This is a genomic window from Marinospirillum sp., assembly GCF_014859565.1.
Window position 1 is genome coordinate 1 of sequence record NZ_JACUUA010000021.1, and the last position, 11,670, is coordinate 11,670.

Below are 11,670 nucleotides of genomic sequence, written 5' to 3' on the forward strand. Positions count from 1 at the left end.
TATGCCGGGTATAGACCGGCAGATCCTGTGTCATGTTGTTGTCCGGTATAGCCACAGATGGTTTACATGCCTGGCGCTCGGCAAGCAGCTCTTTTTGCATCATAGGCTGCAATACAGCAGCGGCTTCGGTCAGTCGCGTCAGAGCTGCGCTGATGGTTGCAATTTCCTGCTCACTCGGATAATAAGTCCCAGCCGCACCATTCACCAAAAAACTATTGGCCTGCCCCATTACGTTTAACTTGTAGTTGACCGAGGCTTCAAATGCCCGCGCAAACATTTCGCTGTGGGTTGGCCAGTAGGGCTTGCCAGAGGCTTTTTCTGGTAGCGTAATATCCCTATTGTTGTCCGTAGTGATCCCAATAGTGCTTAATGAAGACTTAGCAAAATCGGTGAGCTCCACTGCTGAAACACCAAGGTGCACGGCATCATTGCGCAGCATGCTGCGAGCGCCTATCGCAGACATCGCCTGCCAATCCTCTTGATGTAAGGCTGCGGAAGTGGTCTGCATGGGTCGCCACACTTGCTGAAAAAAGGATTCGTGCCAAGAAAAACGGGCCTCGCTAATCCCTGAATTAAGGGTTTCATTGCGGATCTTACGCATTTCGGCCAGCAACTCGCTGCTTTGCAGGCCTCCAAACAAGCGATCAAACTGCTCCGCTATCACCCCCGCATCATTATCTGGAGGCGCGGCTAAAAATAATGGCTGGCGCAAGCGGTCTGAAGCAGTCCGCAGGGTGCTCGGCATCAAGCGCATCAGGGTGTTCACACGATCATCTTCGGTTTGATAGCGCAGCGCGAGCGCATCTTCCTCCACCCACTGAATCCACTGCTCAAGCATTTCTTTTTGCAGTGATAAAGGTTGAAGCGCCCGCTCTGCGCGCTGCTCAGTGCGAACGATGTCATCCTGATGTTCTGACAGCTTTTTCAGTGTCCCATAAAACCCTGTTGGAAACTCTTTTAAGCCTGTTTCCTCGCGCCACAGATCAACCAATTCGGTAATGCCTAGTGTCGCAAAGCCATCCACCATCTTTTTTAGAATCGCCACAGATACGCCTGTTGCTTGATACAGGTGGTCGAGATGCCGATAAAAAACAGAACGGTCGTGTTTAGCTTGAGCATTTCTAATGGCATGCTCAGTGCAGATGCAGCTGCCCATTATCCATTGAGCAATGGAGGACTGGGCGTCACGGAGTGCCGGGGGCAAATCCTGATGCTCGGGATGCTTCAAGCACTCCTCCATCAAAGCCGCTTCAAGCCGATATGCTTTGTCCCGCAGTTCTGCCGTATCGAGCTTATCTCCAGTCTCAGCCGCTGAAAGCTGATCTGCAGCCTGGATCACCTGGTTTTCAAAGAGGCGGCCAATCACATCAGAGAGTGATTCATTGTCCTGCTGAACCGAAGAAAAAAACGACCGGATAATGCCGATGGTTTTGACCGTCTGTCGAAGCACGTCTGGATGCGGAATCCAGCCACCACATCCCATTTCTGGTGAAAACGGAGAAGGCCCATGCAATCCGGTTAACGTAGCCAGCAGTCCATTCTCGCCCACGAGCCGGTTGACAACATACATGAAATTGTGGCGCGAACCTGTTAAAGCTTTACGCACCAAGGCTTGCATCCTGTGGGTGTCGTCGGCGTTCTCCACTGCAGGCGGATGTAGAACGCTCCACGCACGCGCCTCGGTATGCCATGGATTGATCAGGTCTTCGGTCAATTCATCGTGGAGGGACTGGATGCGCCACAGCGCCTGATGGAGCAGGGAAGCAGCATAAATCTCGTGCCGATCACCGGCTTTTCTGTGCCCTGGGCGCAACAGGTCGCTGAGCGTTTCACACTCATTCAGTCGCTGCATGCGCTCAAGGCTGAGACCCTCAAAAAAACAGGGATCAAGTAGACCGCCAATTTCTGCCAACAACTCGCTAAACGCCTTGATGCTGACACTTTCCTGTTTTGAGGGGCCGGCAGGCCGCAGACCGGACTGTTTCAGGTTGTCCGCTATGTATTCTGCGATTGCTTCTGTGTCACTTGATGGCAAAAGTGACATCAATACTTCATCAATTTCACCCGGCAAAAAAAACAGGGCGAGATCGTCTTTGCACAGATGACGAACATCGCTCAGGATTGCCTGCCGATCACGACTCTTTAAGAAGGAGGCAACCGCCAAATCCGCCAATCCTGCTGCTAGATTCATGCCTTGCTGGTCATGCTCAAGATCTGGGCGAAGCTGCTCTTTAATCGACCTATAGGCCTCGCTCCTGACCTGTTGGCTGGTGAGGTATCGCTGCCCCTCGGCCAGCATCTTGAATACAGGAAAATAAGCCAGATCCGAAGCCTGGTCTGCCAACTGCTTCCCGTTCACTCGTTTAAAAAGATGCAGTTTCTTTTTGTCGAGCGCATCCGGCCTGAATAGCTTGAATAGATGCATATCAAGGGCGTGACCGAACTCGTGCGCCAGCGATCCTGCACCCATGCGCCCGGCCATATTGATCACATTGCCAAGCGGCTCAAAGTGCGCCATCGGAGCATTGTTGCCACCGCGCCCCCTGGCAGCCAAGGCGATGCGCAAGCCATCACCAGGGAGATACCGTCGATCCAGTGAAGAAGATCGACCTTGTGCCTCAGCCTCTTTTATGGCTTGGATCTCTGCATCCTGAAGCGGTAGGCCAAGCCCCATGTGCTGAGGATTCCAGTTGATCGCCTTGGATAGATCCTCAAACGCATGATAGGTGTAGCGGGTCAGGTCGCGGGTCTCTCGATTGGTTAGGCTGGCTCCCGGCTGTACGCCAGTCAAGCCAAAATCCCGAATCAAGGGTAAAAAGGAATACTGCTTACTCTGCGATACATCCATGGCTCGACCATCAATATCGGTGTCGTGACTCTTATCGGTAATACCCTTTAATGCAGGGCGGACAATGCGCGCAGGCTTTGTCTCATCCGGATTGGCCGGGTCCACCTTCGGGTTTGTGTTTCGACTGAACGGAGTTCCGGTAAGGACCGACCAATCAGGAGTGAGGTTTTTCCAAAGATTTGCATGCTCCTTTGAAGCTGCAGATCCGCCAAAATAGATGCTTTCGACATTCCCGTGAGTGACCAATGGCAGGTTCATCCGGTAGCGATCGATTGACTTTCTGAAGGAGCCAACAATACGCTGATACTCCGGATTCAGCTTAAACAAATCGACATACACCCCAAAACCTTCACTCAAAACCTCGACCTCTCTGCGAATGCCGTCAAAAACACCCGTGTACGAAACAGCAGCGGACGAACTTGCAAAATAACTAAGACCCTCTGGCTTTGCGCCGTCGCGCACCACTCGAAAGTCAAACGGCACAGCTCCCCCTGAGCCCGTCATCACCTCGAATGCTTTCTCCAATCCATCAAAAGTCAGACCAGGCGCTTTCGATGCGCCTTCGCCATTTTCATTCTGCAGCAGGTTGTATCTAAGATCGGAATACGCCGACTCACTCATCCAGGGTAGTTCCCGCAAAACTTGTGCTGCGTCAGGATGAACCCTGCCTTCATTAACAGTCATGGCAAGTGATTCCCATGCCACGGTATGCCGGCCAGCTTCGATCCTTAAAAGCTGCTCTGTCAGTTCTCTGATTCTCAGAACTGAACTTGCATACAGCATCATGGTGCCGGGCGTTGGAGCGGGCGCCTGAGCAGGTAGATTGTTACGCAAATGACGCAATAACATAATCAGGCCAGCAGGAGTACCCTGCTGGCGCAACTCATCGACAGAGATGGCCGGCCACAGAATGTCTTTACGGAGCTGCTTTTGCCAGTGCTCAAGCAGCCTGTACCGATGAATCTCGGTGATACTCATGCTGCCCGGCGACCGCTCAATCAGTTCTCTCGCCAGCTTCTCTATATCAGCATTTTCAGATTGTTCATAGTGGTAGCTGTAGCCACCCTCCATGCGAACCAAGGCAAGTCCGTGGTGACTCGTACCGTTGTACGAATCATGAATGGCCTCATTAACCTCGCCCATTTGCTGTTCGCTGAAATCCGCTGCCTGCAGCAACTTGTATAGCAGCCCGGTCAGAAATACATTGGCCTGTGACGAGGATACAACCCCAAACTGGTAGGCGGTCGAAACCTGCTCTATCCAGTCAGATGCAGCCTGCTCCTGCCTCGCATCAAAATCTTCCAAAAGCGGACGCCAGAGCAGATCCTTGATGGCTTTGCTGCGCATTTTTGGGGAGTCTGGTATTTGAAGCCCAGTATCATCAACTCTGGATTGGCTCATAGCCTGACCTGTCTCTTTAGCAGAATGATCTTTATGTGCTTACCATATCCAAGATAACGCTACTTGCCCTAGCGCTTGATTGGCTATTTTTTGATCAGACTTAAAATTCGCAACAAGCTGCGGTTTTTGAAGAGGAAAGCCGCTTTTTCGCACCAGGCTATCCACAGTTTTTGTGGAAAAGACTGCACTCATTCATGGTGTCTGCTCTGTTATGTTGACTGCAATATACTTAAAAAGGGCAAGTTAATGACCGATCCACGCAACCGCCTGTGTGAAGCGATACAGCAGATCATGGGGCAGCGAAGAACTGACCCGTCATCAGATGAAATCAGTTTGGCTGTACTGGACATAACACACTTTTCTATGTTGAACTTGCACCTTGGTGAACAAGCATCCAACCAGATACTGGTATCAGTTGAGAAGCGACTTCAGGCTCAGCCCTGGGCTCATTTTGCCATTAGATTATCCAGTGATGAGTATGCCATTCTGGTCAAAAACAACGCCCTGACACACGGCATCAGCAATCAGCCACTGACCACTCAAGCCGATTGTGATGTGGCCTTCTCACGCATTGCAGAGCTTTTTGAGCAGCCTTTTGATGATATGAGACTCTGCTTCAGCGGAGGGCTTGCACCCTTTTCAAATCAGGAAACCCCCCATCAATGGCTAGCCCAGGCTTTTGTGGCGCTTCGAGAAGCAAAGCGGTTGCGCCTAATCAACCGTGGCATGGTGTATCGCCCAATCTATCTGGAAATGGCAGGCTCAATCATTTCCAACAATAATGAGATTCACGCAGTTAATGATGGGCTTAAGGCTCAATCGTTTTTGCTCTACTTTCAACCCCAGTGGCACATGATCACACCCGATCAATTCCGCCTGGCCGGGGTAGAGGCATTGGTTCGAGCTGAGCGTGACGGCAAAATCATCGGGCCGACTCAATTTATCGGAGTTGCCGAGCAAAGCGGCTCCATTGTTATGCTTGGCCAGCAGGTGGTTGAAATGAGCTGCAGAGCTCGAGCCACCCTAGGTTTTGAGGATCATCATGTGCTGTCATGGAATATCAGTCCCGTGCAGATCGAAATGGATTACAACCTGCTGGCGCTGATTGAGTTTACCGTGCAAAACACTGGGCTCAAGCGCCAGCAGGTCAAAATCGAAATCACAGAAAGCGAAATGCTGAACCCGACAACTGCTGCCTTTCTGGATGGGCTGATGAAACTCGGTTATCAGGTTGCCATTGATGACTTTGGCACCGATCATGCCGCTTTATCTGTGCTCGATAAGCTTCATGCTGACACCGTTAAAATTGACAAGTCGTTTCTGGTGAATGTGCCGGATGATGCACGAAAAACCACCATGCTGGGTGACCTGATACGCATGCTGCATCGACAGGAGGTCAATATTATTATCGAAGGCGTGGAAACCATGGAGCAGGTCAGGTTTCTTTATGCTCGCCAGCAGGTCACTCGCCCACTGGTGCTTCAAGGCTACCTGCTAGGGCGGCCAATGGATGCAGATGCGATGCGTAATCTACTGAGTGATCCGCGTCCACCGCTCGAGCTTTAATTTGAGCAAACAAAAGCCGGGCATTGCCCGGCTTTTGTTTCTTCTCTGGTATGTTCATCCGAAAGGATTCATCGCCCGAAGATCTTTTGATGCTGCTGCATCAGGATTGCTGGTGCTGCGGATTCCTTCTAACTTGAGTGTTTCAGCAAACGCCTGTCGGAGAGCTGCCTTTCGATCTTCAGTATTCTTAGGCAAGATCGGCAACGCCTCATCTTCAGGTGGGCGCACGGCTGGCTGAGCGTCAGGGAGTAGTGATGCAACCTCCTCTGGCGTTATATTGAATCGTTCGGCCAGCTTAGACAGGTTCGATTCATGATGATCCAGTCCAGTGTCATTAAATGCGCGAGCACCCTCAGGCCATTGTTTTTTGTGGGGAAACCATTTCAGGATTTTTCCAGGGTCACCGCCTTCAGCAAAATCAACCATCATCTTTGCGACCATGCCTGAAAAACTGGCAGAAGCAAGAATCTTTGCCGTATAGCCTGCACCAGGCTGGGGTTTGTAATATTGCTCCAGCTCGTCTGCAGTGAGATCAGCGTCAGCAGCAAGAACATAGTCGGAGCCGGTCAATGCCGCCACTGTAGATACAAAGATTTCGCGACGCATCAGCTGATCACGGTACTCGGCTTCTAAAAATGCATCACCGGCAGCCTGGCCGCCCGATTCGGTTAATGCATGATAATGATCGTGAACAGCATCATCAGCCTCTGGATGGATGCTCAGCTGACCGCTGGCATCCTTGAGGACTGACCAGCGGTTTTCACGCAGCGGCGCTGAAACACCCTCAAAAAGCGCTCTTGCCATGCCGCAAAACCACTCACCGGAATCATCAGCTTTGACAGGCATTTTGATTTCATCCGATGCAACCTGGTAAGCCGGAACGCCCGACTCAACAGGCAAGCAGGTGATCCCTGCTGCTTCAGCTGTATAGCGAATCAGTGACTCTGCATCCAGAGAGAGTAATCGCTGTTCTTTTCGGATGGCCGCTGCTGCCTTTTGATCAAAGTCAACGATTTCCTGAAGATTAAAATAAGGCTCTGACTTGAATTCAATGCCTGCAATTTCCTTGTGTTGCGTGACAACAGCGCCAGTTTCAGGATCTTTATATTGCTGATCTGGAGGCAGCTCAACAATCTTGAATCGTGTTACTGGCACAGAAAGAATCGCTGCGCGACCGCCTTTCTGTATGCTTAAACCAAAACGGTTTTTGGCGTTAATGGATACCATGCCGCCTTCTGTCCAGCCTCGCGCCCGTGCCTGGGCAACAGCCCCGACTAGATTTGATGCGCTAAACAAATTGCCAGTAAATACGTTATAGGGTGCTTCAACGCGATGCATGGCCGGATTATGACCGCCCCCTGCCTCGGCTTGACGGATCGTCTCCGCCAAACTGGTAATAATATCTGTTGCTTGTCGTGAGGGCTTGCGTTCTGCTGCCTCGTTGTTTTGCTGTGCCATAACCCACCTCTACCAAGAAAAATTCAGATACTGACAGCTATAGCCAAAGCCTTATTTCTTGGTAGCCTGCATGATTCGTTGAAACCTCCGACGACTCATGCTGCGCATTGAGTCGTGGATTCTTGTCTTAGCTGTTCTTCAATCGCGTTGCGATTCCAGAGGGTAGCCAAGATCCACGGGTTTCTCGTGATGCTTGGAGACTTCCGCTCCAGAGCATCCCAGAGCAATTTGCAAAGCTCCGGGTGGTAAAGCTTGAGGATGCCGCGGGCTGCAATGTTGTAGGATGCATTCAAATCCGCGTGGTATCGCTTGTTTTGCCCTTTGCTGTTCTTGCTTTGCAAGGTGCAGAGACTGTAGTTGTCCTTGTCTCGAGCCACCTTGCCACTGCCGTCATGGGCTTCAGACGATGTTCCCCTGGCAAATACATCGATAAAGCGCAGGCCTTTTTCCTCGGCCTTGCTTTTGACGCGATCATGCAGCATCCGATGGTGCCAGCGGTGGAAGTTTTGTTTCGTCTGACCGCCTTTACGACCCGCCTTGGGTTTCCAGCCCTTCAAGTCCTCAAAGACAATGGCATCGCATCCATGTTTCAGCGCAAGCTGAATGATCTTCTTTGAAATGTGATGAGCCTGATTGCTGGCCAGGTGCCTGAGTCGTTCATAGTCATGAGCGCAAAAGCCCTTGGGCAGCTTGTGGGTCTTTTTGGATTGGTGATTGTGGCGGGTGTATTGACGTGCTGCTTTTGCAATGCGAGCGCAGCGCTTATTTTCACGGTCTTTGTCACTCCGATCGATGAAAAACCGATCGTGCACAGTGCCGTCTTTGTCCACTACAGCACAAACTGCGGTGGTGTTGATGCCGGAGTCCACGGCCAGCACTTTGCCGCTGAACTGTTTTTTTGACTTAAGCTGGATATCACTCTTGACGGGTTCAGACAAATAAAAACGCTTGTTTCGCTGAACCAGCGTGGGTGACAGGAACAGGCCGTCAAAGCGTGTCTTTCCGGTCAACTGAACCCTGATCCAGATCCAGTCTTTTTTGTGGAACACTTTGATTTCAGCAGCCTGCCGATCCTTTGTGTAGCGGATGCATTGGCCGCCATACAGGCTAGGGAAAGCTTTGGTTTCACAATTCAGGGTGGGCGGCTTGTTGCGCAGCAGCTTCACTTCCTGGCGGTATTTTTGCTCACCCTTTTTTGGATTCTGGACTTTGACTTTGATCCGCTTTTCACGATAGCCATTGATCAGCCAGTCATCATAACGGGTTTGAAAGGATGACACCTGACCGTAGGCGTAATTGATGGCAACGCGACGCAGATAAGAAGGAAACTTGAAAAAGCGGGACTGAAAATAGCGATGCTTGACCAGTGGACGTTTTTTAGTGGGATGCATCAGTGCTTCCACTGAGCGCACCACGTCTTTTTCCTTGCAGTGCTGCAGCGTTTTCCACTGGGCATTAATCAGCAGCATCAGGGCGCGCACCATGCCCCGATATTGAGACAAGGTCTCCTCAAGCATTGCAGCCTGCTCTTTGGTGACCTTGATGTTCATCTGCTGAGAGCGTACTATTTTCATAATTAAATAAGCTATCATATAAGGCGCTGTACATGCAACCAGTTACCACGCTAAAAACCAGAAGCCACAGTGCATACCGGCTGCATTACCATCTGGTTTTTGTGATTAAGTATCGACACAAAGTGATTCATGCCGAAATGATGGAGCGAATGCGGGATATTTTCTCTGACGTGCTGAATAAGTGGGGGTGTCAGCTGACGGAATTTGGCGCTGAGTCTGATCACGTTCACTTGCTGATCGAAGCGCATCCCTCGCTGGATCTGTCTCGCCTGGTTGGCAACCTGAAGACGGTATCCGCACGACACCTAAGGCGTGAGTACGCAGACCACCTGAAACCTTACTTCTGGAAGCCTTATTTCTGGTCACGCTCCTACGCGGCTACGACCACGGGCGGTGCTAGTCTTGAGGTGGTCAGAAATTACGTGCTATCCCAAGAAAGACCGTCAGGCTAACTAACGCGTCATTCAAAGAATTGACTCGTAGTATGCGCCTGACATTTTTTGATCAATGCATTCGTTCTCATAATCAGCAGAAAGCGTACGCATTTCCTCGAGTAGGGTTTCAATCTGGCTGTCTGTATAAAGACCGGCCATCTGATCAATGCTCATTACAAAAACCCCTTCATCAAGCTCTTCTTGGGTGATTCGTCCTTCAAAAGGGTTGCGCGTCTTTTCAGGAGCCTGAAAAGGAATCTGATTACGGGTCATTCTGATGCGAAATCGAGCCGCTGCCATTCTCAATCCCCCATGGCAAGAGCATGGCGTCGAGCCAAGGCGCGCATGATCTCAAGGGCTTCTTCACGCAACACTTTGATCTGACCTGGAGACATTCTCATAACCTGGGTTAGACGCTGAAAGGGTAAAACCTCCATACCGCCCAAGCCAAAGGTATGACAAATCACTGTACGCATATCAGCAGACGGCAGCTGCGCCAGCCAGAGCTGAACCAGCGCCGTTGCCTCTTCATCCTCAAGAGTGGCCAGCGTATGATCCATTCGCGTATCCTGATCACTCAGATCACCATAATCCGCGCTGGCTTGCGACATCAGCTCATCATCATTGAACTGATCATCTTCATTGAAGCCCTGCAAATCGTGGCGGCGAGGGGCATAGCGGATGCACTTTTGCACATCCTCGACCGTGGCATTGATGCGATCAGCGATCTCCTGGGCAAAAGAGGAAGCCTGGTGAAGAGTAATTGACCTGCCTTCCTGTTGCTCAAGCTGTTGGAGTGTCCGGTATATGGACGGCAAAATCCGCGCAAGCTGCGAAGGCAGTCGCATGGGTGCACCGTGCGCCTGCAAGTGGCGCTGAACTTCATTCCATATCCAATCAAGCGCATAGGTCGAAAATGCGGCTCGCTCAGGCTCATATCGCTCAATAGCCTTCATCAATCCTATAACGCCCACGTTTTCGAGGTCTTTCAGGGTGATTCCCATGCCTTCAGCAATCGGGAGATACCGGCGAATAACCTTGCCAACCAAGCCCATGTTGATCTGGATGATTTCATTGCGAGCCACCAGGTCATTGCGCTCACGGTAGAGCCTTGTCAAATCAGCAATTCTGCGCTGGCGCGGCTCATCTTTTACAATAAAGCGCTCTTCATCACCCAGAATCTCTTCACGAGGTGGCTCCGGCTCAAGGAAAAGTCCCTCATCCTGAATGGCATCATCCAGCAGGCTGTTGCCAGAAAGTCCCTTTTTTTTCAATGGCTGATTCATTGATATCCCCTGATCAGGATGGCTTTTTGGTCTGCGGCGCAGGCACAGCCTGCCGAATGTGCGCAAGCTGCAGTGCGGTACGCGCCATGCGCCCCTGTGCGCCACGGGATGTCCAGTGATCCTTGTCTGAAATCAGCTGCTGGCCGATCAGTTGAAGTAGTCGATCTTGATGTTGGTCGCGCTTAGGGATCTTCAGAAGTGGGATAAATCGCTGCGCAGCACACTGCTCAAGAAGGGCATCAAGACCTTGATGCCCGCCAACCACAATCAGGGAAATTCCTTGATCGAGAAACGCTTCGACGGACTCAGGTGGGTAATTGATACGACTCGAAGAAAGCAACCCTGTCGCCGCCTTGGTGCCTGACTGGTTGATCATGGATGCCAGTAACGTCCAAGCATTCATCTGCACAGCAAAGGGCATCGAGAGCGCAGCACCAGCAAAAACCCAGGGGCTTGCAAAAACATACTCAATCGCCACATGGCTGCCTAAGACCGCTTCAATCAAGGCAGTTGTTTGCTGATGCGCTTTTTCACCGGCACAGGTGTCGATCTGGTTGATCAGGGCTAATTTTTCATGCAGCGTCAGGGTCTGTTGACGCTGCTTAAATGCAGGCTGCAGAGCACCATAGTTACAAGGAGCGCTGACCTTAAGCCGGTCAAGGTATTCCGGCCTGAGCAGGGTAGGGGTGATGTCACGATTTCGAATATAGCTGCCCAGCCTCGAACGCATTTCACCGGGATTCAACTGATCGAGCAAAAAATCGACCAGGTTGCCCATAGGCAGATTTTTTAAGTTCTTATGATCAGACAGACCGCTTTGCACCTGCATCAGAAGGTTGAGCGGCATGTTGCGATGGGTCAGATTCAAAGTGACCGGATCAACACCTTCTTCTGAACTCACCTCGATACTGAGGTAAACGCTGTGCTTGCCATCCTCAGATCCTGCGGATGTTGAGAGAACGCGTAGGTAAACAACACTCTTGGAGGAATCACCCAAATGAATCTCTGTGGGCTGATCCCTTTTTTTAAGAGCGCCTAGCGGAAAAACCGAATAAAAAGAAGGATGAATTGGCATTATTTGAACCCTATTGGATAACCTGTAT

Annotated in this window: 8 protein-coding genes; 2 read left to right on the forward strand and 6 right to left on the reverse strand. The window is 51.0% G+C overall.

The window, feature by feature from the left end:
- Window positions 1-4,249, reverse strand: a 4,249-nt coding sequence (locus tag IBX50_RS04955; RefSeq protein WP_292253933.1) for an LPD1 domain-containing protein, incomplete at its 3' end; no start/stop codon positions are given.
- A gap of 246 nt (window positions 4,250-4,495) precedes the next feature.
- Between IBX50_RS04955 and IBX50_RS04960 the strand changes: the two genes are divergently transcribed.
- Window positions 4,496-5,815 carry a GGDEF domain-containing phosphodiesterase gene (locus IBX50_RS04960; RefSeq protein ID WP_292253934.1) on the forward strand — a complete coding sequence of 440 codons (1,320 nt, stop codon included), beginning with the start codon at window positions 4,496-4,498 and terminating at the stop codon, window positions 5,813-5,815.
- A gap of 54 nt (window positions 5,816-5,869) precedes the next feature.
- Here the strand turns inward: IBX50_RS04960 and IBX50_RS04965 are convergent, their stop codons facing one another.
- On the reverse strand, window positions 5,870-7,273 hold the full coding sequence (locus tag IBX50_RS04965) for a hypothetical protein (RefSeq protein ID WP_292253935.1): 1,404 nt from the start codon (window positions 7,271-7,273) through the stop codon (window positions 5,870-5,872).
- 95 nt (window positions 7,274-7,368) lie between these two features.
- Window positions 7,369-8,847: a transposase gene (locus IBX50_RS04970; protein ID WP_292253937.1), complete on the reverse strand. Its 1,479-nt coding sequence runs from the start codon at window positions 8,845-8,847 to the stop codon at window positions 7,369-7,371.
- A 32-nt stretch (window positions 8,848-8,879) separates the two neighbouring features.
- Here IBX50_RS04970 and tnpA point away from each other — a divergent pair, with 32 nt between their 5' ends.
- Entirely contained in the window at window positions 8,880-9,299 is a 420-nt protein-coding gene (gene tnpA / locus IBX50_RS04975; protein WP_292253938.1) for an IS200/IS605 family transposase, read from the forward strand.
- Window positions 9,300-9,311: 12 nt separating this feature from the next.
- Here tnpA and IBX50_RS04980 read toward each other — a convergent pair whose 3' ends face one another.
- From IBX50_RS04980 to IBX50_RS04990, 3 genes are read right to left on the reverse strand one after another with little or no spacing between them, the layout of a single operon-like run.
- Window positions 9,312-9,581: a hypothetical protein gene (locus IBX50_RS04980; RefSeq protein WP_292253939.1), complete on the reverse strand. Its 270-nt coding sequence runs from the start codon at window positions 9,579-9,581 to the stop codon at window positions 9,312-9,314.
- Between the two features lie 2 nt (window positions 9,582-9,583).
- The gene (locus IBX50_RS04985) at window positions 9,584-10,567 is read right to left on the reverse strand and encodes a sigma-70 family RNA polymerase sigma factor (RefSeq protein WP_292253940.1); all 984 of its coding nucleotides are present in this window, start codon (window positions 10,565-10,567) and stop codon (window positions 9,584-9,586) included.
- 13 nt (window positions 10,568-10,580) lie between these two features.
- A complete protein-coding gene (locus tag IBX50_RS04990) occupies window positions 10,581-11,642 on the reverse strand; it encodes a hypothetical protein (protein ID WP_292253941.1) in 1,062 nt (353 codons plus the stop codon).
- Between the last annotated feature and the right edge of the window lie 28 nt (window positions 11,643-11,670).

Coding starts and splice junctions, on each gene's coding strand:
- IBX50_RS04960 (WP_292253934.1), top strand. CDS start 4,496: ATGACCGATCCACGCAACCGCCTGTGTGAAGCGATACAGCAGATCATG.
- tnpA (WP_292253938.1), top strand. CDS start 8,880: ATGCAACCAGTTACCACGCTAAAAACCAGAAGCCACAGTGCATACCGG.
- IBX50_RS04990 (WP_292253941.1), bottom strand. CDS start 11,642: ATGCCAATTCATCCTTCTTTTTATTCGGTTTTTCCGCTAGGCGCTCTT.
- IBX50_RS04980 (WP_292253939.1), bottom strand. CDS start 9,581: ATGGCAGCGGCTCGATTTCGCATCAGAATGACCCGTAATCAGATTCCT.
- IBX50_RS04970 (WP_292253937.1), bottom strand. CDS start 8,847: ATGAAAATAGTACGCTCTCAGCAGATGAACATCAAGGTCACCAAAGAG.
- IBX50_RS04985 (WP_292253940.1), bottom strand. CDS start 10,567: ATGAATCAGCCATTGAAAAAAAAGGGACTTTCTGGCAACAGCCTGCTG.
- IBX50_RS04965 (WP_292253935.1), bottom strand. CDS start 7,273: ATGGCACAGCAAAACAACGAGGCAGCAGAACGCAAGCCCTCACGACAA.